18 protein-coding genes are annotated in these 20061 nt (G+C 53.0%); 13 read left to right on the forward strand and 5 right to left on the reverse strand.

Translation table 11 applies throughout. The features are described from left to right. Positions 1-172: 172 nt before the first annotated feature. On the reverse strand, positions 173-667 hold the full coding sequence (gene lrp / locus NNL38_RS10710; protein WP_007467256.1) for a leucine-responsive transcriptional regulator Lrp: 495 nt from the start codon (positions 665-667) through the stop codon (positions 173-175). Positions 668-823: 156 nt separating this feature from the next. On the opposite strand from lrp, the gene ald reads away from it, so the two are divergent. The 4 genes from ald (at position 824) to cydC (ending at position 6609) form a co-directional block, all read left to right on the forward strand. Further along, the gene (gene ald, locus NNL38_RS10715; protein WP_255388029.1) at positions 824-1945 is read left to right on the forward strand and encodes an alanine dehydrogenase; all 1122 of its coding nucleotides are present in this window, start codon (positions 824-826) and stop codon (positions 1943-1945) included. 128 nt (positions 1946-2073) lie between these two features. After that, positions 2074-3033 (forward strand): thioredoxin-disulfide reductase, encoded by a 960-nt coding sequence (trxB, locus tag NNL38_RS10720; protein ID WP_255388030.1) that lies wholly within the window; start codon positions 2074-2076, stop codon positions 3031-3033. An 89-nt stretch (positions 3034-3122) separates the two neighbouring features. Next, complete coding sequence (gene cydD / locus NNL38_RS10725) at positions 3123-4895, forward strand: heme ABC transporter permease/ATP-binding protein CydD (RefSeq protein ID WP_255388031.1); 1773 nt, start codon at positions 3123-3125, stop codon at positions 4893-4895. After that, a complete protein-coding gene (gene cydC, locus NNL38_RS10730) occupies positions 4888-6609 on the forward strand; it encodes a heme ABC transporter ATP-binding protein/permease CydC (protein ID WP_255388032.1) in 1722 nt (573 codons plus the stop codon). Before cydD ends, cydC begins: the two co-directional genes overlap by 8 nt. Positions 6610-6743: 134 nt before the next feature. On the opposite strand, the gene NNL38_RS10735 is transcribed toward cydC, so the two are convergent. Beyond that, complete coding sequence (locus tag NNL38_RS10735; protein ID WP_255390621.1) at positions 6744-7214, reverse strand: outer membrane lipoprotein; 471 nt, start codon at positions 7212-7214, stop codon at positions 6744-6746. 63 nt (positions 7215-7277) lie between these two features. Between NNL38_RS10735 and aat the strand changes: the two genes are divergently transcribed. From aat to infA, 3 genes are all read left to right on the forward strand, one after another. After that, positions 7278-8003, forward strand: a complete 726-nt coding sequence (gene aat / locus NNL38_RS10740; protein ID WP_255388033.1) for a leucyl/phenylalanyl-tRNA--protein transferase — start codon at positions 7278-7280, stop codon at positions 8001-8003. Beyond that, a complete protein-coding gene (locus NNL38_RS10745; RefSeq protein WP_255388034.1) occupies positions 7987-8685 on the forward strand; it encodes an arginyltransferase in 699 nt (232 codons plus the stop codon). The genes aat and NNL38_RS10745 overlap by 17 nt, the downstream gene beginning before the upstream one ends. Positions 8686-8848: 163 nt before the next feature. Continuing rightward, entirely contained in the window at positions 8849-9067 is a 219-nt protein-coding gene (gene infA / locus NNL38_RS10750) for a translation initiation factor IF-1 (protein ID WP_005298441.1), read from the forward strand. A gap of 281 nt (positions 9068-9348) precedes the next feature. Here infA and clpA read toward each other — a convergent pair whose 3' ends face one another. Further along, the gene (clpA, locus tag NNL38_RS10755) at positions 9349-11613 is read right to left on the reverse strand and encodes an ATP-dependent Clp protease ATP-binding subunit ClpA (RefSeq protein ID WP_255388035.1); all 2265 of its coding nucleotides are present in this window, start codon (positions 11611-11613) and stop codon (positions 9349-9351) included. 45 nt (positions 11614-11658) lie between these two features. Then, a complete protein-coding gene (clpS, locus tag NNL38_RS10760) occupies positions 11659-11979 on the reverse strand; it encodes an ATP-dependent Clp protease adapter ClpS (RefSeq protein ID WP_255388036.1) in 321 nt (106 codons plus the stop codon). 227 nt (positions 11980-12206) lie between these two features. Between clpS and cspD the strand changes: the two genes are divergently transcribed. After that, complete coding sequence (gene cspD, locus NNL38_RS10765; protein ID WP_255388037.1) at positions 12207-12428, forward strand: cold shock domain-containing protein CspD; 222 nt, start codon at positions 12207-12209, stop codon at positions 12426-12428. Positions 12429-12745: 317 nt separating this feature from the next. Here cspD and icd read toward each other — a convergent pair whose 3' ends face one another. Beyond that, a complete protein-coding gene (gene icd / locus NNL38_RS10770; protein WP_255388038.1) occupies positions 12746-13999 on the reverse strand; it encodes an NADP-dependent isocitrate dehydrogenase in 1254 nt (417 codons plus the stop codon). Between the two features lie 141 nt (positions 14000-14140). Between icd and rluE the strand changes: the two genes are divergently transcribed. The 5 genes from rluE to norV all read left to right on the forward strand — a co-directional run bounded on the left by rluE (position 14141) and on the right by norV (position 20060). Beyond that, complete coding sequence (gene rluE / locus NNL38_RS10775) at positions 14141-14785, forward strand: 23S rRNA pseudouridine(2457) synthase RluE (protein WP_255388039.1); 645 nt, start codon at positions 14141-14143, stop codon at positions 14783-14785. Positions 14786-15129: 344 nt separating this feature from the next. Then, positions 15130-16245 carry a tRNA 2-thiouridine(34) synthase MnmA gene (gene mnmA / locus NNL38_RS10780; RefSeq protein WP_255388040.1) on the forward strand — a complete coding sequence of 372 codons (1116 nt, stop codon included), beginning with the start codon at positions 15130-15132 and terminating at the stop codon, positions 16243-16245. A 25-nt stretch (positions 16246-16270) separates the two neighbouring features. Continuing rightward, positions 16271-16888 (forward strand): high frequency lysogenization protein HflD, encoded by a 618-nt coding sequence (gene hflD, locus NNL38_RS10785; RefSeq protein ID WP_255388041.1) that lies wholly within the window; start codon positions 16271-16273, stop codon positions 16886-16888. Between the two features lie 121 nt (positions 16889-17009). Further along, the gene (purB, locus tag NNL38_RS10790) at positions 17010-18377 is read left to right on the forward strand and encodes an adenylosuccinate lyase (RefSeq protein ID WP_255388042.1); all 1368 of its coding nucleotides are present in this window, start codon (positions 17010-17012) and stop codon (positions 18375-18377) included. 201 nt (positions 18378-18578) lie between these two features. Beyond that, positions 18579-20060 (forward strand): anaerobic nitric oxide reductase flavorubredoxin, encoded by a 1482-nt coding sequence (norV, locus tag NNL38_RS10795; RefSeq protein ID WP_255388043.1) that lies wholly within the window; start codon positions 18579-18581, stop codon positions 20058-20060. Position 20061: the final 1 nt, after the last annotated feature.

Raw genomic sequence — 20061 nt, forward strand, 5'->3', positions numbered from 1 at the left:
GGGCGAGGTCCTATTGTAGCGGGGTTGTTCCGAGAAATATTCATCGCCATGTTAATTTGACATGATAAGCGACTGAATTTTGAGCAGACGGTGCTCGGGAGGCCGGGGGAAACAAGTCAAGCGGCCAGAGCCGCTTGACAATGCAATCCACGTACAACGACAACTGCCGTGATTAACGTGTTTTGATCACCAGGTTATTGGTTTGCTTGACTTCTTCCATCACCACATAGGTACGGGTGTCGTTGACCCCTGGCAGGCGCAGCAGAGTTTCACCCAGCAGCTTACGGTACGCCGACATATCCGATACCCGTGTTTTGAGCAAGTAGTCGAAGTCACCGGAAACCAGGTGGCATTCCTGAATATCTTCCAGCTCCTGAACCGACTTATTAAATTGCTCGAACACATCCGGGGCACCACGGTTGAGGGTAATTTCAACAAACACCAGCAGTGATGCATCAAGGAATTGCGGATTTAAGAGTGCCGTATAGCCGCTGATGTAGCCCTGACGCTCCAGACGACGTACACGCTCGAGACATGGCGTCGGCGACAGACCTACTCGCTTAGACAGCTCAACATTTGAAATGCGACCGTCTTTTTGCAGTTCATTCAATATGTTACGGTCAATTCTATCCAATTCCTTGGATGGTTTCTTCTTGGTATCTACCATTTTTTATTCCACCTTCTTACTTCCTTGCAAAAAAATATACTACAACTTTCTAATATTTAGAATCCAATACTCTGATAGTCAAACTATACTGCCAATAGATCCGCAATTATAACCTTGTCAATAGCTATTCATTCTATCAAGCCAAGGAGATGCAGGATGATCATTGGTGTTCCCAAAGAAATCAAAAACCACGAATACCGCGTCGGACTGGTCACCAGCAGTGTTCGCGAGCTCGTTTCATTAGGCCATCAGGTCCTGGTCGAAACCCAAGCCGGTGTCGGGATCGGGCTATCAGATTCAGATTATCAAACTGCTGGCGCTACAATTATTTCGACTGCTAAAGAAGTTTTTACCAGATCAGAGATGATTGTTAAAGTAAAAGAGCCCCAGGCAGAAGAACGAGCTATGCTTCGTGAGGGCCAGATTTTATTCACCTATCTGCATCTTGCCCCAGATTTACCACAAACTAAAGACCTGATTGACAGCAAAGCCGTCTGTATTGCCTATGAAACCGTCACCGATGCCCGCGGCAGATTACCCCTGTTGGCGCCGATGTCCGAGGTCGCCGGCCGCATGTCGATCCAGGCCGGTGCCCAGGCACTGGAGAACTCGAGTGGCGGTCGCGGGCTGCTGCTGAGCGGCGTCCCCGGCGTCGAACCGGCTAAAGTCACCATTCTCGGCGGCGGCGTGGTCGGCTCCAATGCGGCCCGGATGGCCGTCGGAATGCGGGCGGATGTCACCATTCTTGATCGCAGCTTAGATACCCTGCGGGCGCTGGACATTGAGTTTCAAGGCAGAGCCAAGGTGATCTATTCCACCAACGAAATCATCGATCGGTTAGTGCCGGAAGCCGACATCATTATTGGTGCGGTGCTGATCCCGGGTGCCGCCGCACCAAAACTTATCACCGCTGAGCATGTAAAACAGATGAAACCGGGCTCGGCACTGGTCGATGTCGCGATTGATCAGGGCGGTTGCTTCGAGACCTCCCACCCAACCACCCATACCGAGCCGACTTATATTGTCGATGATGTGGTGCACTACTGTGTGGCAAATATGCCCGGCGCCGTCGCCCGAACGTCTGCCTTCGCCCTGAACAACGCCACCCTGCCCTATGTCATTAAATTAGCCGGACAAGGCTATAAAAAGGCGCTACTGGGCGATCCGGGCTTTCTGGCGGGGCTGAATGTGATCTACGGCAAAGTCACCTGTAAAGAGGTGGCCGAAGCCTTTGAGCTGCATTATACCGATCCTGAAGTTGCCATCAGTATGCATTAATTCCTGCCGCTTTCCCTCCCTGGCCCACGCCGGGGAGCCTGCCTGAGCACCGAGCTCTTTCTTTACGTCTTCAATTTACCTACAATCAGTCTTCTATATGACAAATTCTCATTCAGCCTGGAGAAGTAATGAGTAACGTAAGACATTGTAAACTGCTCATCCTTGGTTCTGGTCCTGCCGGCTATACGGCTGCTGTCTATGCTGCGCGCGCGAATCTTAACCCGGTGATGGTGACCGGGATGCAACAAGGCGGTCAGCTGACAACCACAACCGAAGTGGAAAACTGGCCAGGTGATGCGGAAGGCCTGACAGGCCCGGCCCTGATGGAGCGTATGAAGGCCCACGCTGAAAAATTCGACACTGAAATTATCTTCGACCACATCAACGAAACCGACTTCAGCCAGCGTCCATTCCGTCTCAAAGGCGACAGCGGCGAATATACCTGTGACGCCCTGATCATTGCCACCGGTGCCTCGGCCAAGTACCTGGGTCTGGAATCAGAAGAGAACTTTAAAGGTCGCGGCGTCTCCGCCTGTGCCACATGTGACGGTTTCTTCTACCGCAACCAGAAGGTCGCGGTCGTCGGCGGCGGCAACACAGCAGTTGAGGAAGCCCTGTACCTGTCCAACATCGCTTCAGAAGTGCATCTGATCCACCGCCGTGACACGTTCCGCTCTGAGAAGATCCTGATCAAGCGCTTGATGGACAAAGTGGAAAACGGCAACATCATTCTTCACACCGACCGCGTGCTGGATGAAGTGCTGGGTGATGACATGGGCGTCACTGCCGTGCGGATCAAAGATACGCAATCGGACGCCACTGAAACCCTGGAGGTGATGGGGGCGTTCATCGCCATCGGCCACCAGCCGAACACCGACATTTTCGAAGGTCAGCTGGAGATGGCCAACGGCTACATTAAAGTCCAGTCCGGCACCGAAGGCAATGCGACGCAAACCAGCGTCGCCGGCATTTTTGCTGCCGGTGATGTGATGGATCATACCTACCGTCAGGCCATCACTTCTGCCGGCACAGGCTGTATGGCAGCCCTGGATGCCGAGCGTTTCCTTGACGCACTCGAAGAACAATAATCATTGATGTCCGACCGCTGCCTTCTGGCAGCGGTTGTTTTTAGCCTTCTTCATTTCTGCGCGTTGCAACATGCAGCTCAAGATATCTTATGGATAAACAAAAACAACGCGACTTAACCAAATGGTTAAAGTCACAAAGCAAACTCGCCAAACGCTGGCTGATGCTGAGCGTCGGACTCGGGTTTCTTTCGGGATTGCTGTTAGTCGGCCAGGCTGCGCTGCTGGCTCACATTCTTCACCAGCTGATTATCGAGCACACCGACAAAGCCGAACTGGTCAGCCATTTTATCAGCCTCATTGTCATTGTCGGGCTGCGTGCGGCCTGTAGCTGGGGACGGGAGATTTTCGGATACCGCTGCGGCGAGCAGATCCGCCTTCATATCCGCCAGTTGATCCTCAATCGCCTGCACAAGCTGGGACCGGCATATATCAAGGGCAAGCCCGCCGGTGCCTGGGCCAGCCTGGTGCTGGAGCAGGTCGAGGAAATGCAGGATTTCTTCTCCCGCTATATCCCGCAAATGTCGATTGCCGTACTGGTGCCGCTGATCATCCTGGTCGCCGTCTTCCCGCTCAACTGGGCGGCCGGCCTGATTTTTCTAATCACCGCGCCGCTGGTGCCAATCTTCATGGCCCTGGTCGGCCTGGGAGCTGCCGATGCCAACCGGCGTAACTTCAAGGCGTTGCAACGTCTGTCCGGGCATTTCTATGACCGTCTTCAGGGCTTGGCAACCCTGCGCCTGTTTAACCGCACCGAAGCCGAAGCCGAGAACCTCCACGCAGCCTCCCATGTCTTGCGCAAGCGCACCATGGAAGTGCTACGCCTGGCTTTCCTCTCTTCCGCGGTACTGGAGTTTTTCTCTGCAATTTCCGTTGCCCTGGTCGCGGTGTACTTTGGTTTTGCCTTCATCGGCGAGCTGAACTTTGGCCATTACGGCGTCCCCTTGACCCTGTTTACCGGCCTGTTTGTGTTGGTGCTGGCCCCTGAGTTCTACCAGCCGCTGCGTGATCTGGGCACTTTCTACCACGCCAAGGCCTCCGCGATTGGTGCCGCCGAGTCCATCGTCGAATTTCTCAATGCCGAAGCCGATGAAATGAGCAAGGGCGATACCGAGCTGCCGTCACCGGAAACCATTCAGATCTGCGCCCGTGATCTGGAAGTACTGAGCCCGCAAGGCCAGGTGCTGGCCGGTCCGCTCACTTTTGAAATGAATCCGCATGAACACATTGCCCTGGTCGGCCCGAGCGGCGCCGGTAAAACCAGCCTGCTCAATGCCCTGCTCGGCTTTTTGCCGTATCGCGGCAGCCTGACCATCAACGGCATCGAGCTCAACCAACTCGATCATAGTGAGTGGCGCCAGACTATCAGTTGGGTCGGGCAAAACCCGCTGCTGGTTCACGGCACCGTGCGAGACAACATCACCCTGGGTAACCCGCTGGCGACGGAAGAACATGTCACCCAGGTGGCACAGCAGGCCTATGCCGATGAATTTATCCGCCGCCTGGAAAAAGGCTATCAACATCAGGTTGGTGATCGCGCCGGTGGTTTGTCGGTCGGTCAAGCCCAACGGATTGCCGTGGCCCGTGCCATGCTGCAAAACGGCGCGTTCTGGTTGCTGGATGAGCCGACAGCAAGCCTGGACGCCAACAGTGAGCACCTGGTGCTGGAAAGCCTGTCGGTCGCCGTGCAGGGCCAGACGACCCTGATGGTCAGCCACCGCCTGGATCAACTGGCCACCATGGACCGCGTTCTGGTGATGGAGAACGGCCAGCTGGTTCAGAACGGTCCTTTTGATGAAATTCGCCACCACGGCCTGCTGGCCGATATGCTGGCTCACACTGATAAGAGGGATCTCGATGCGTGATTTAATCCCTTACCTGAAACTCTACCGCAAGCACTGGTTCGGCCTGACGCTGGGCATGCTGCTGGGTCTGGCAACCCTGCTGTCCGCCCTGAGTCTGTTGACCCTGTCCGGTTGGTTTATTGCCGCTTCTGCTGTTGCCGGCCTGACCATTGCCCGGGAAACCTTCAACTACATGCTGCCGGGTGCCGGGGTGCGCGGTTTCTCCATGGCCCGGACTGCCGGCCGCTGGGGTGAGCGCGTGGTGAGCCACAACGCTACCTTCAAACTGCTGGCCGATCTGCGACTGTTCTTCTTCCGCAAACTGGCACCCTTGATCCCGGGGCGCCAGGCTAACCTGCGTGATGCCGATCTGCTCAACCGCCTGGTGGCCGATGTTGATGCGATGGATCATGTCTACCTGCGTCTGGTCAGCCCACTGATCATCGGGGTCATCGGCCTCGTAGCGATCACAGGTTTCCTGGCTTGGTTTGATCCGACGATTGGTCTGACCCTGGGCTTTATCCTGCTGGCGTTGATGTTCACCTTGCCGGTGGTGTTCTACCGCCTTGGCAAAACCAATGGTGAGTCCCTGACCTATGCCAAAGCCAACTACCGGATCAAGCTGCTGGACTGGATCCAAGGCCATGCCGAGCTACTGCTGTTTAATGCCGAAGCGCGTTACCGCCAGCAGGCACTGGCGCAACAGGATGAGCTGCTGCTGGCACAACGGAAAATGGCCAGCCTGACAGGCCTGGCGAATGCGGTGCTCGTTGCAGCAACCGGCTGGGCGTTGGTCCTGATCCTCTGGCTGGCGGCAGACGGTGTTGGCGGCAGTGGCCCCGATCCGTTTATCGCCATGGTTGCCTTTGCCACCATGGCCAGCGTCGAGATCATGATGCCGGTGGCCGGTGCCTTCCAGTACCTGGGCCAGACCCTGACCTCTGCCCGGCGTCTGAACGAAATTATCCAGGCTGAGCCGGACACGCCGTTTGATCCCCAGGGCCACTCTGTGCGTGCCCGAGGCGATATTCTGATTGATCATGTCAGTTATACCTATTACGGCAGCGATCAACCTGTGTTGCGCGATGTCTCGCTTACCCTCAAGCAAGGCGAAAAGCTGGCCCTGCTCGGCCGGACCGGCTGCGGCAAATCGACGCTGCTTCAACTGCTGACCCGCAACTGGGATCCGCAGCAAGGCAGCATCAGCATCGATGGCGTCGCGCTGCCGAGCTGGCAAGAGAAAGCGCTGCGCGAGTCGATCACTGTGGTCAGCCAGCGTGTTGATGTCTTCAACGGCCCGCTGCGTGAAAACCTGCTGCTGGCGAAGCCGGATGGCACGGACGAAGAATTTGAAGCGGTGCTGAAGCAGGTTGGTCTGAGCACCCTGCTGGACGGCCAGGGTCTGGATACCTGGCTGGGTGACGGTGGTCGTCAGATTTCTGGGGGGGAACGCCGCCGGATCGGAATCGCTCGCGCCTTGCTGCACGACGCCCCAATCCTGCTGATGGATGAGCCGACCGAAGGGCTTGACCGCCGCACCGAGCAGCAAATTATCAACCTGCTGCTCGAGCACGCCAAGGATAAAACCGTGCTGTTTATTACCCACCGCCTGGTTGGCCTGGAGCAGATGAACCAAATCTGCCTGATGGACGAAGGCGCCATCATCGAGCGAGGCAAGCACGACGAGCTTCTGGCCCAAGGCGGCCGGTACGCTGAGTTATGTAAGCGGATTTAACCGCACTGCCGTCTCATGCGTGACACCATCAATCAAAAAGCGAAAGGCCCGGCCTTTCGCTTTTTTCATGCCTGTCGTCCACAACTGAGGATCCAGGCGAACGTTTATTGACAGCTCCCTTGCCCAAGCAATCGTCAGAACGTTTTATCGACCCGCACGCCGTCACGGAAATAGAGGATCCGGATCCGGTCGCCGCGCTGAAACAACATCTTCGGATCCACATCCTGGATCACATCAATCAGCCGCCCGTCTTCGGTTTGTATCAGCAGCTCCACCAGCTGATAGTGAACCAGTGCCTGCCGGGGCTGACGCTGATGAGCCAGTGCCGCACCCGCCATAACCCCGGCGGCAGTAGCCACTTCTCGCCCGGCGCCGCTGCCGAACTGGTTGCCGATTAAGCCGCCAATGACGCCCCCCAACAGTGTTTCCCAGCCGCGACGCTCAGATGCATCAATTTCCTGCTGGGTGATATAGCGAACAGATGTCACCTCCCCGAAGACAACCCGTTCGACCGGGCGCGCTTGATTACGCTGATAGGGACCAGCGAATGCCAGCAAAGGCAGTAATATCCAGGGCAATAACAGTAACAATAATTTTTTTCTCATCATATAATTTCCCCAGTACGTTATATTCTCATTTTCGCCTCGCATACCCACATCGACAACATTATGGCTATCTATCTGCCGGAGCTGGACCCGGCCACCACACAATTTCCCGTGATTGAAACCGCCCTGGACGAGCCCAACGGCTTGTTAGCCTTTGGCGGCGATTTGCGGCCGGAGCGGTTGGTTGCCGCCTATCGCCAGGGGATATTTCCCTGGTACTCCGAAGGTGAGCCAATTTTATGGTGGAGTCCGGCTCCCAGAGCCGTGTTTCTGCCGGCGCAGTTTAAACCCAGCAAGAGCCTGCGCAAGTTCCTGCGAAAATCAGGGTATCGAGTCACCCTGAACCATGCCTGCCCGGAAGTGATCCGGCTTTGCGGTGACAGTCGCGGCCCTGAGCAAACCTGGATCACCCGCGATATGATGCAGGCTTATCAGCAATTACACCATCTGGGTTTCTGCCACTCGGTGGAAGTATGGCATCAAGAACAACTGGTCGGCGGCCTGTACGGCGTGCAAGTCGGCAGCGTGTTTTGCGGCGAATCAATGTTCTCCCTCGCGGACAATGCCTCAAAGATTGCGCTGTGGCTGTTTTGCGAGCATTTCACCGCCCATGGCGGCTCACTGATTGACTGTCAGATCATGAACGACCACCTAGCTTCGCTGGGTGCAGTCGAACTCAAGCGTTCTCCATTTATGCAACATTTACACAGCCAAAGAGATGCCATACTCAAAAAAGGCTGTTACCAACCTCAGGTACTACATCAGGCGACACATGACCAGTTATCGTAATCTATCCCTTCGGATCGGGCTGACGCCGACCTCGAGCTGTAATTATTTACCCGAAGCGCAGGAGCAACTGGGCGTTGTGATGGATCACCATTGGTTAACCCCGGAAGGCTATGGGCTGTTACTGGCTTCGGGCTACCGGCGCAGTGGCAGCGCCGTCTACCGCCCGATGTGCCGCCTGTGTCAGGCATGTACCCCCCTGCGGATCGACTGCCGCCACTTTCAGCCGTCAAAGAGCCAGAAGCGTCAGCTCAACCAGATGAAGACACTACGCTGGGAATTTAAGCCAACGCTGGATGAAAACTGGTTTACCCTGTACGAGAAATATATCCGGCTTCGCCATGCGAACGGGACTATGTATCCGGCCAATAAAGAGCAGTTTTACGACTTTTGTACCGCGGCGTGGATGGATACACTGTTCTTGCACGTCTACGATCAGGAACGACTCATTGCCATTGCCGTGACCGACATGTTCAACGATGCGCTCAGTGCCGTGTACAGTTTTTTTGACCCGGATTCCCCGCTCTCGCTTGGCACCTTATGTGTACTCTTTCAAATTCAGTATGCCCGACAAACCGAACGGGCGTGGCTATATCCCGGTTATCAGATTGATGCCTGTAAAGCCATGAACTATAAAGTGCGCTTTAAACCCCATCAAAAATTACACGACGGGCACTGGAAGTAGCCCATCGCCATGACTATCTACGATTAATGGGTAGAAAATACCGAACAGTAGCTGACAAAGCACGGAAGCAAGGGTAAAATTGCGGCCTAAACTTTACACTTAAACAGTTTCAAGGCATCATCCGGCCCGATCAGAAGCATGGCTGGTAGCCTAAGAGGATTCAATGGCAAAAGAAGACGTAATTGAAATGCAAGGTACTGTACTTGATACACTACCGAATACTATGTTCCGTGTTGAGCTGGAGAACGGTCACGTCGTTACCGCGCACATCTCTGGTAAAATGCGCAAGAACTACATCCGTATTCTGACTGGTGATAAGGTGACTGTGGAGCTGACTCCATACGACCTGACCAAAGGCCGTATCGTCTTCCGCGCGCGTTAATCTTATATAATACCAATCGCAGTAAATAACTGGTCATCCTAGCTTGTTCAAATGCTCGATAACTGCGTTAGAATTTTTGATTGTAGAATAACTACTTATCAAAAAATTCTGCCTTGTTCTCAAACATTTTTCCTGCGCTATTTCTGAACACTTACTTACTTTGATTGGTATAAGATTAAAGAATGCAAATAAAACCCGGCTCAGGCCGGGTTTTATTTATGCAACGTTACATAAAAAAGCCGCTATTGAAGCGGCTTTTTTCATCGTCTTTAGCTCAACGGCTAGTGCGCCGGTTCCATTTCACTGCTGAATTGGAAATCGAGCTTATCGTCAACCAGATCAACCCGGACCGAGCCGCCGTTGATGAGGCAACCGAACAACAGCTCGTTCGCCATCGGTTTTTTCAGGTTGTCCTGGATGACTCGCGCCATTGGGCGGGCACCCATCGATTTGTCGTAACCTTTATTGGCCAACCACTCACGCGCCGCAGAAGAAACTTCCATTGACACGCCCCGGGCATCCAGCTGTGCCTGCAGCTCAACAATGAACTTGTCGACGACCTGTGCAATCACATCTTTCTCCAAATGGTTAAACCAGATGATGCCATCCAGACGATTGCGGAACTCAGGCGTAAAGACACGTTTGATTTCCCCCATCGCATCAGAGCTGTGATCCTGCTGGATCAGGCCGATCGACTTACGGACCGTTTCCGTGACCCCGGCATTGGTGGTCATCACCAGGATCACGTTACGGAAATCGGCCTTGCGACCATTGTTATCCGTCAGTGTCCCGTTATCCATCACCTGCAACAGCAGATTAAACACATCCGGGTGCGCTTTCTCAATTTCATCCAGCAGCACGACAGAGTGCGGGCTCTTGATCACTGCATCCGTCAACAGGCCGCCCTGATCATAGCCAACATAGCCCGGAGGCGCACCGATCAGTCGGCTGACTGTATGGCGCTCCATGTACTCGGACATGTCAAAACGCAGCAGGTCAATCCCCAGAGTACGTGCCAACTGCACCGTTACCTCAGTCTTCCCGACCCCGGTCGGGCCGGCGAACAGGAATGAACCCACAGGTTTATTCTCGGCACCCAGTCCGGCACGGCTCAGCTTGATGGCCTCAGTCAGCACATCAATCGCCGGATCCTGACCAAACACCAGCATCTTCAGTTTGCTGTCGAGCTTTTGCAGCACATCACGATCACTGGAAGAGACCGATTTCTCCGGAATACGGGCCATTTTGGCAATCATCGACTCAATATCGCTGACATTGACTGTTTTCTTCCGCTTGCTGGCTGGTGCCAGACGACAGCGCGCCCCGGCCTCATCAATCACATCAATCGCCTTATCCGGCAGATGGCGCTCATTGATATATTTTGCCGACAGCTCAACTGCTGCACGGATGGCCTTATTGGTAAAGCGCACTTCATGGTGTGCTTCGTATTTCGGCTTCAGCCCCATCAGGATCTTGGTGGTATCATCCAGAGATGGCTCAATAATATCGATTTTCTGGAAGCGACGAGATAATGCCCGCTCTTTCTCGAAAATATTGCTGTATTCCTGGTAGGTGGTTGAACCCATGCAACGGATCTTACCGCTACTGAGCAACGGCTTGATCAGGTTCGCAGCATCCACCTGCCCCCCCGATGCCGCCCCGGCACCGATGATGGTGTGGATTTCATCGATAAACAGGATCGCGTGATCTTCTTTCTCCAACTGCTTCAAAATACCTTTGAAGCGTTTTTCAAAATCACCCCGATACTTGGTGCCGGCCAGCAATGAGCCGATATCCAGTGAATAAATTACGCAATCTTTGATGATATCCGGTACCTGGCCTTCCACAATGCGCCACGCCAGGCCTTCCGCTATCGCTGTTTTGCCGACCCCGGCTTCCCCTACCAGCAGCGGATTATTCTTCCGGCGGCGGCACAAGACCTGAACGGTTCGCTCCAGCTCATTATCCCGTCCAATCAGCGGGTCAATCCCGCCCGCACGGGCCAACTGGTTAAGGTTAATGGCAAAGTTTTCCAGCTTGTCTTCATTGTTTTGTTCAGCGCGCGCTTCGTCACCGCCGACATCTGAGCCATTGAGATCATCGTTGTCGCTGTCTTTTACCGTGCCGTGAGAAATAAAATTCACGACATCCAAACGGCTGATATCACTCTTCTTCAGCAGGTAGGCGGCATGTGATTCTTGCTCGCTGAAAATGGCGACCAGAACATTGGCACCGGTCACTTCGCTGCGGCCGGAAGACTGGACATGGAAAACCGCACGCTGCAGCACTCGCTGGAAGCTCAGCGTCGGTTGGGTTTCCCGGCTTTCATCATCGGCCGGGATCAATGGGGTTGTCTGTTCAATGAAGGAATCGAGTTCTTTCCGTAACGTATCCAGCTCTGCACGACAAGCAAGCAGTGCCTCTTGCGCTGCGGCGTTCTCCAGCAACGCCAGGAGCAGATGCTCAACGGTCATAAATTCATGGCGCTTTTCTCTCGCCCTGGCGAATGCACCGTTCAAGCTCGCTTCAAGTTCTTTGTTTAGCATAAGGCACCTCCCCTAAATACCACTCATAATGGTGTGCCGGAAAAATTAAGCTTTTTCCATCGTACACAGTAGCGGATGTTCATGCTCCCTCGCATACATCATCACTTGTGCCACCTTCGTCTCGGCGACTTCAGCGGTAAAGGTTCCACAAATTGCTTTCCCTTCATAATGCACAGTAAGCATCAACTGTGTTGCTTTCTCCAAGTCCATGGAGAAGAACTTCTGTAACACTTCTATCACAAAATCCATCGGTGTGTAATCATCATTATTCAGAATTACTTTATACATCGATGGCGGTTTTACCTGAGTCTTCTCCTCTTCCTGTACGTCTGACTCCGGTATAATCCATTCATATAGCTTGCTCATAGTTTCATCTTAGCCATTTGTTTACGTGCTTGCTACAACATCTTCGATACAAACCGAGTTTTTATGAAAATGTTACAATATGCACTTGACTGTCTAGCTCTTTTTACTAGAGTGTAACCTGTAGTAGATATAATCTGCATCAAATTAGCATTAGTATTCAAGTCATGATAAAAATGGTCTGGATACTGATGCAAAATGGAACTTGAATGCAAAGAGGGATGTATAGCATGGCAACAGGTACAGTTAAATGGTTCAATAACGCCAAAGGTTTCGGTTTTATCTGCCCGGAAGAGGGCGAAGGCGATATCTTTGCACACTATTCAACTATCCAGATGGATGGATACCGCACTCTGAAAGCTGGCCAACAAGTCAACTACACCGTTGAGTCGGGTCCAAAAGGTTTCCATGCCAAAGAGATAGTCCCAGTCGAGATGGACGTCGCAAAGTAAACCACGCTCGGCTTCTTTCCTACGAACATGAAGGTGAGCGGCGCTCACCTTTTTATTCCAACCGACTGTAACCCGCCTGCGATATCGATTAGCCGTGCCAGTTTTATCAACCAGAACGCATCACCGCCCGCGCCGCTGCTTTGCTAATATCCAGCTTCTCTACAATTCCCCGACTTCTCTACAATGATAAGCCAAAACCGCGCAGGTGCATATCCGTCGCCACCGAAACAGTGAAGACGATTAGCAATTGTCAAAATATCGCCCAAATAAAAAGGCCCAGCGAATGCTGAGCCTTGAGCTTTGCCGCTAAAGGGCGATTACTTCATTTGCTCGATCATGTCGTCAGCAAACTCAGAACACTTACGCAGCGTTGCGCCATCCATCTGACGCTCGAAATCGTAAGTCACAGTCTTGTTGCGGATGGCACCTTCCATTGCAGCGATAATCAGGTCGGCTGCTTCAGTCCAGCCCATATGACGCAGCATCATTTCAGCAGACAGGATCAGAGAACCCGGGTTCACTTTATCCTGGCCGGCATACTTAGGTGCCGTGCCGTGCGTGGCTTCGAACAAGGCAACACCGTCACCGATGTTGGCACCCGGTGCAATACCGATACCACCGACCTGTGCAGCCAGCGCATCAGAGATGTAGTCGCCGTTCAGGTTCATGGTTGCAATCACATCGTACTCAGCCGGACGCAGCAGGATTTGCTGCAAGAATGCATCCGCGATGCTGTCTTTGATAATGATTTCTTTGCCAGTCTTTGGATTCTTCAGCGTCATCCATGGGCCACCGTCCAGCAGCTCGGCACCAAACTCAGCCGCAACTTCATAGCCCCAGTCTTTGAAGGCACCTTCGGTGAACTTCATGATGTTGCCTTTGTGAACCAGTGTCAGAGAATCACGGTCGTTGTCAATGGTGTACTGCAGGGCAGCGCGAACCAGACGTTTCGTGCCTTCCTCAGATACAGGCTTGATCCCGACACCACACTGTTGTGGGAAACGGATCTTCGTCGCGCCCATTTCGTCTTGCAGGAATTTAATCACTTTGTCTGCTTCAGCAGTGCCGGCCTGGAATTCAACACCGGCATAGATGTCTTCCGAGTTTTCACGGTAGATCACCATATCGGTCAGTTCAGGTTGTTTCAGCGGGCTTGGTACGCCGTCGAAGTAACGGACCGGACGGGCACAGATATATAGATCAAGTTCCTGACGCAGGGCAACGTTCAGAGAACGGATACCGCCGCCGACCGGCGTCGTCAATGGGCCTTTGATAGCGACTTTGTATTCGCGGATAAAATCCAGGGTCTCTTGCGGAAGCCAGGCATCTTCACCGTAAACCTGAGTTGATTTCTCACCGGTGTAGATTTCCATCCACTCAATCTTACGGTCACCGCCGTAAGCTTTCTCGACAGCCGCATCAACCACTTTGATCATTGCAGGGCTTACATCAACACCAATGCCATCCCCTTCGATATAAGGGATAACTGGGTTGTTAGGAACGACCAGTTTACCTTCTGCATCAACAGAAATTTTTTGACCTTCAACTGGTACTACTACTTTACTATCCATTTAAATCTCCTAGCGTCCATTTGTTATCTTTTTGTAAGATGCGCGCAAATCATACTTGAAATTTTGTCGATACGCCAATCGGGTTCATTTTCGCGTATAATAGGCAGTTCAATGTCACTATCCGCACTAAGCACGCTATTTATGAAGCCAAACACCGCTGCCCGTCAACCTAAACGTTTCAAGAATGAGCGTCGGTCGTCAAGAAAACTTAATCAGCCAAAACGCCCGCGCGGGCCGAGAAAGATCATTTTATTTAACAAACCTTATAACGTTTTAACCCAGTTCAGCGGAGAACCAGGGGATAAAACACTGGCCGATTTCATCCCGGTCAAAGACGTCTATCCGGCCGGGCGACTGGATAAAGACAGTGAAGGATTACTGGTACTCACCAATGATGGCGTCCTGCAAGCCAGGCTGACCCAGCCAAAATCAAAACAACCCAAAACCTACTGGGTCCAGGTGGAAGGGGCGCCTGAAGACACCGATTTGGAACGCCTGCGCCGTGGAGTGACGCTCAAGGACGGCCCGACTCTGCCGGCCGATGTGGAAGTGATCGCAGCGCCAAACGTCTGGGAGCGGAATCCGCCAATTCGGGAGCGCAAGAATATCCCGACGACCTGGCTGGCCATCACCCTCAAAGAAGGACGTAACCGCCAGGTACGCCGGATGACTGCCCACATCGGTTTTCCGACCCTGCGCCTGATCCGCTACCAGATGGCAGACTGGCAGGTCGACGGACTGGCGCCGGGTGAGTGGCGGGAAGTCACTCTGGCATCGAGCGCTTAATCTTCAGCCCTCCCCCGCTGGGTGACGACATCTGACAGTGTGGTTATCGGCACCCAGTGATTTTCCCGCAGGACAAACAAAAAACACTACACATTCCTGTGCACATCCTTTATCATTCGCCCAAAAGCAAACGTTTGCGTAATGTTTGACAAGCTTCAGAAACCAGATTTTATTCAGGGTTCATGCAGCCTTCAGTCACGAAAGGGGAACAGGGTTCTCTGATTGGGTCACCGGGGAAGAAAGACGATAAAATTATTAAAGTGTGATATGGCTCTCGCTCTGTTTCGCGTTGGTGCTTTCTGTTAGAATTACGCTCTTATCACTAGTAACGACTGAAGAGAAATATGTCAGATAACAGCCAGAAAAAAGTCATTGTCGGCATGTCCGGCGGCGTTGATTCCTCTGTCTCGGCTTACCTGTTGCTGCAGCAGGGTTACCAGGTCGAAGGCCTGTTCATGAAAAACTGGGAAGAAGATGATACCGAAGAGTACTGCTCTGCGGCGGAAGATCTTGCCGACGCCCAAGCTGTATGTGACAAACTCGGTATCCCGCTGCATACCATCAACTTTGCTGCCGAGTACTGGGACAATGTCTTTGAGTACTTCCTCGCCGAGTACAAAGCTGGCCGTACCCCGAACCCTGACATTCTTTGTAACAAAGAAATTAAGTTCAAAGCCTTCCTTGAGTTTGCGGATGAAGTTCTGGAAGCCGACTATATCGCCATGGGTCACTACACGCGCCGGACATTCCCGACCGCCGAAGGCGAGCAGCCGAAAATGCTGCGTGGCCTGGACAACAACAAAGACCAGAGTTATTTCCTCTATACCCTGAGCCACGATCAGATTGCCCGTAGCCTGTTCCCGGTCGGCGAACTGGAAAAACCGGAAGTGCGCCGCATTGCCGAAGAGCAAGGCCTGGTAACGGCCAAGAAGAAAGATTCCACCGGGATCTGCTTTATCGGCGAGCGCAAATTTACCGACTTCCTGAGCAAGTACTTACCTGCGCAGCCAGGCGACATTGTGACGGCGGACGAAGGGAAAGTGATTGGTCAGCACCAGGGCCTGATGTACCACACCCTGGGTCAGCGGAAAGGCCTGCATATCGGTGGCCAGAAAGGTGGCAACGGCCTGGAAGAGGCTTGGTATGTGGTGGACAAAGATGTCGCGCGCAACCAGCTGATTGTCGGCCAGGGTAAAGATCACCCGCGCCTGAAATCCGAAGGGCTGGTCGCGTCGCAGCTGCACTGGGTCGATCGTCAGCCGATCCGCGAGCCGCTTCAATGTACGGTCAAAACCCGTTACCGTCAGCAGGATATTCCATGTACCATCATCCCGATTGATGATGAAAACATTAAAGTGATCTTTGACGAACCTCAAGTTGCTGTCACACCGGGTCAGTCTGCTGTCTTCTACAGCGGCGACGTTTGCCTGGGTGGTGGTATTATTGAGCAGAGAATCTAAAGGGATATAAAGGGAGTTGTCACCCGTGGCACAAAGTGTATATGACCGTACCATTGCGTTTGCCGGGATCTGCCAGGCCGTAAAACTCGTTCAGAACGTTGCCCGTGACGGTCAGTGTGACCGTGATGCACTGGAAACCTGCCTCAATAGCATCGTGGTCACCGACCCGAGCAATACCATTGAGATTTACGGCAATGAAGCCAACCTGCGGTTGGGTCTGGAAACCTTAGCGTCTGAAATTGACAGCACGCCATCCGGTAATGAGTTAACCCGTTACCTGGTCAGTGTGATGGCACTGGAGCGAAAACTGTCCGGGCGCCGTGACAGCTTGGCACAACTGGGGGATAGGATTGAGACCGCCAAGCGTCAGCTGGATCACTTCGAGCTGATGGAAGAGCAGATGATCAGTAATCTGGCCAGTATTTACCTCGACACCATCAGCCCGCTCGGACCACGGATCCAGGTCACTGGCACACCGGCGCACCTGCAACAGCCGAGTGTGCAGCACAAAGTCCGTGCCTTGCTGCTGGCCGCCGTACGCGGTGCCGTATTGTGGCGCCAGGTCGGCGGCAAACGCCGCCACTTGATTTTTGGCCGCAAACAAATGATGGAGCAGGCAAAAATATTGCTCGCCCGAAACTAAGTACACCCCGGGTGCCGCCCGATTATCAGCGGCACCTGATACAGCCGCCGTCCATTCAAAAATGAAGCCTGACGGCGACAACAGATATTGACTAACCCCTTTTTAATCAGGAGAGAGCAACATGGAACTGTCAGCATTGACTGCTGTTTCCCCGGTAGACGGCCGCTACGGAAGTAAAACAAGTGCGCTACGCAGTATCTTCAGTGAATTTGGTCTGCTGAAATACCGCACTATCGTTGAAATCCGCTGGCTACAAAAACTGGCCGCCACGGACGCTATCGTGGAAGTTCCTGCATTCAGCGCCGAAGCAAATGCCTACCTGGATCGGATTGCTGCTGAATTTAGTGAAGAAGATGCGCAACGCATTAAAACCATCGAGCGCACCACCAACCACGACGTGAAAGCGGTGGAATACTTCCTGAAAGAAAAAGTGGCCGAAGTGCCTGAACTGCACGCGGTGAATGAATTCATTCACTTCGCCTGTACTTCAGAAGACATCAACAACCTGTCTCACGCGCTGATGCTCAATGAAGCTCGTGACAAAGTGATGCTGCCGGAAGTTCGCAACGTGATTGATGCGATTAAAGCGCTGGCAGCAGAATACCGTGAAGTCCCGCTGCTGTCTCGCACCCACGGTCAACCGGCTTCGCCTTCAACTATGGGTAAAGAAATGGCTAACGTGGCCTACCGGATGGAGCGCCAGTTCAAGCAGATCGAAGCGGTTGAAATCCTGGGTAAGATCAACGGTGCCGTAGGGAACTACAACGCCCACCTGTCGGCTTATCCAGAAATCGATTGGCACCAGTACAGCGAAGAGTTCGTGACTTCTCTGGGTCTGACCTGGAACCCGTATACCACGCAGATTGAGCCGCACGACTACATTGCCGAGCTGTTCGACGCGTTTGCCCGCTTCAATACCATCCTGCTGGACTTCGATCGCGACGTCTGGGGCTACATTGCCCTGGGTCACTTCAAGCAAAAAACCATTGCTGGCGAAATCGGCTCGTCCACCATGCCGCATAAAGTCAACCCAATCGACTTTGAAAACTCCGAAGGCAACCTGGGTCTGGCAAACGCTATCTTCAGCCACCTGGCACAGAAACTACCAGTTTCTCGCTGGCAGCGTGATCTGACGGACTCAACGGTGCTGCGTAACCTGGGTGTGGGCTGTGGCTATGCGATCATCGCGTACACCTCAACCCTGAAAGGGATCAGCAAGCTGGAAGTGAACCAGGCAGCCCTGGAAGCGGAACTGGATCAGAACTGGGAAGTGCTGGCTGAGCCAGTCCAAACCGTGATGCGTCGCTACGGCATCGAGAAGCCGTACGAGAAGCTGAAAGAGTTGACGCGAGGCAAGCGTGTTGACGGTGAAGGCATGCGCCAGTTCATCGACGGCTTGGAGCTGCCAGAGCACGAAAAAGTGCGCCTGAAAGCAATGACACCGGCGAACTACATCGGCGACGCAGTGAAGCTGACCGACAAGCTGTAAGCACTCGCACACATACTATTAAGGCCAGCATTTGCTGGCCTTTTTTATATCTACCCCTTTTCCAAATCAACTTTATTATCTTAGTAATCAACCAATTAAATTTAACATGTATTTTTAATGCAACTTTTTACTTGCACACCTCCGCATTAACTCTTAACATGCATTAAAAATACATGTTAAGAGTTGTCTTAGGTAGGTTGTATGTCTATTCATGTTAAAAGCAATATTCACTGGGTTGGCCAACGCGACTGGGAGATCCGTGATTTCCACGGAACAGAGTACAAAACTCTGAAAGGGACCAGCTATAACAGTTACCTTATCCGAGAAGGTAAAAACGTGCTGATTGACACCGTCGATCATAAATTCAGTTACGACTTCGTACAGAAGCTTGAGCAAGAAATTGACCTGAAGGAAATTGATCTGATCGTCATTAACCATGCTGAAGAGGACCACGCCGGCGCGCTATCGCTGCTGATGTCCAAGATCCCGGAAACCCCCATTTACTGTACCGAAAATGCCATCGACTCGATTACCGGGCATCACCACCACCCCGAGTGGAACTTCAATACGGTGAAAACCGGGGACAGCATAGATATAGGCAACGGCAAGTCACTCGTATTCATCGAGACCCCAATGCTGCACTGGCCGGACAGCATGATGACCTACCTGACTGAAGATGCCGTTCTGTTCAGTAATGATGCCTTCGGCCAGCACTATTGTGACGAGCGTCTATTCAATGATGAAGTTGAGTACAACGAACTGATGGAGCAGTGCCTGCGCTATTATTCCAACATTCTGACGCCTTTCAGCCCCTTAGTCACAGCCAAGATCCACGAGGTACTGGGCTTTAACCTTCCGGTCGATATGATCGCGACATCCCATGGCGTGATCTGGCGTGATAATCCGGTCCAAATTATTGAAAAGTATCTTGAATGGGCCGGTGAATACCAGGAAGACAAAATCACGATCTTCTATGACTCCATGTCCAACAATACCCGCATGATGGCCGATGCGATTGCCCAGGGGATTACAGAAACCGATCCCCGGGTAGCGGTGAAAATCTTCAACGTCGCTCGCCATGATAAAAATGAAATTCTGGCCAACGTCTTCTGCTCCAAGGGGATCCTGGTCGGCTCCTCAACCATGAACAACGTGATGATGCCTAAAGTTGCCGGCATGCTGGAAGAAATCACCGGCCTGCGCTTCAAAGGCAAGAAAGCCGGGGCATTTGGTAGTTTTGGTTGGAACGGCGGTGCTGTCGATCGGATCCATGCCCGCCTCACTGATGCCGGATTTTTCACCACTGTCGGTATCAAAGTGAAGTGGCGCCCGGACGGTAAAGCCATTGAAGCATGCCGGGAGCATGGCCGTAAGATCGCACGCGAGTGGGCGCTGCAACCCATAGAAGTTCAGCAAGCGCCTGTCGAAGAACGTCGTGAAAGCCCGGTTCAATCCCAACAGGTAAACCTGGCAACCCAAGCAGCTTCACCAACAAAGCCAACTTGTTCCTCTGCCAGCCCGACGCAGAAGCAGATCTGTACGGTTTGCCAATGGGTGTACGACCCGGAGCAAGGCGAGCCCAACCAGGATGTCGCGCCAGGTACCTCATGGGAAGCGGTGCCAGACACTTTCCTTTGCCCGGACTGCGGGATTGGTAAAGAAGTATTTGAACCACTGGCTTAGG

This window comes from Photobacterium atrarenae (assembly GCF_024380015.1).
Taxonomy (GTDB): domain Bacteria; phylum Pseudomonadota; class Gammaproteobacteria; order Enterobacterales; family Vibrionaceae; genus Photobacterium; species Photobacterium atrarenae.

Coding starts and splice junctions, on each gene's coding strand:
- cydC (WP_255388032.1), top strand. CDS start 4,888: ATGCGTGATTTAATCCCTTACCTGAAACTCTACCGCAAGCACTGGTTC.
- icd (WP_255388038.1), bottom strand. CDS start 13,999: ATGGATAGTAAAGTAGTAGTACCAGTTGAAGGTCAAAAAATTTCTGTT.
- clpS (WP_255388036.1), bottom strand. CDS start 11,979: ATGAGCAAGCTATATGAATGGATTATACCGGAGTCAGACGTACAGGAA.
- infA (WP_005298441.1), top strand. CDS start 8,849: ATGGCAAAAGAAGACGTAATTGAAATGCAAGGTACTGTACTTGATACA.
- norV (WP_255388043.1), top strand. CDS start 18,579: ATGTCTATTCATGTTAAAAGCAATATTCACTGGGTTGGCCAACGCGAC.
- cydD (WP_255388031.1), top strand. CDS start 3,123: ATGGATAAACAAAAACAACGCGACTTAACCAAATGGTTAAAGTCACAA.
- aat (WP_255388033.1), top strand. CDS start 7,278: ATGGCTATCTATCTGCCGGAGCTGGACCCGGCCACCACACAATTTCCC.
- trxB (WP_255388030.1), top strand. CDS start 2,074: ATGAGTAACGTAAGACATTGTAAACTGCTCATCCTTGGTTCTGGTCCT.
- NNL38_RS10735 (WP_255390621.1), bottom strand. CDS start 7,214: ATGAGAAAAAAATTATTGTTACTGTTATTGCCCTGGATATTACTGCCT.
- lrp (WP_007467256.1), bottom strand. CDS start 667: ATGGTAGATACCAAGAAGAAACCATCCAAGGAATTGGATAGAATTGAC.
- cspD (WP_255388037.1), top strand. CDS start 12,207: ATGGCAACAGGTACAGTTAAATGGTTCAATAACGCCAAAGGTTTCGGT.
- purB (WP_255388042.1), top strand. CDS start 17,010: ATGGAACTGTCAGCATTGACTGCTGTTTCCCCGGTAGACGGCCGCTAC.
- rluE (WP_255388039.1), top strand. CDS start 14,141: ATGAAGCCAAACACCGCTGCCCGTCAACCTAAACGTTTCAAGAATGAG.
- ald (WP_255388029.1), top strand. CDS start 824: ATGATCATTGGTGTTCCCAAAGAAATCAAAAACCACGAATACCGCGTC.
- clpA (WP_255388035.1), bottom strand. CDS start 11,613: ATGCTAAACAAAGAACTTGAAGCGAGCTTGAACGGTGCATTCGCCAGG.
- mnmA (WP_255388040.1), top strand. CDS start 15,130: ATGTCAGATAACAGCCAGAAAAAAGTCATTGTCGGCATGTCCGGCGGC.
- NNL38_RS10745 (WP_255388034.1), top strand. CDS start 7,987: ATGACCAGTTATCGTAATCTATCCCTTCGGATCGGGCTGACGCCGACC.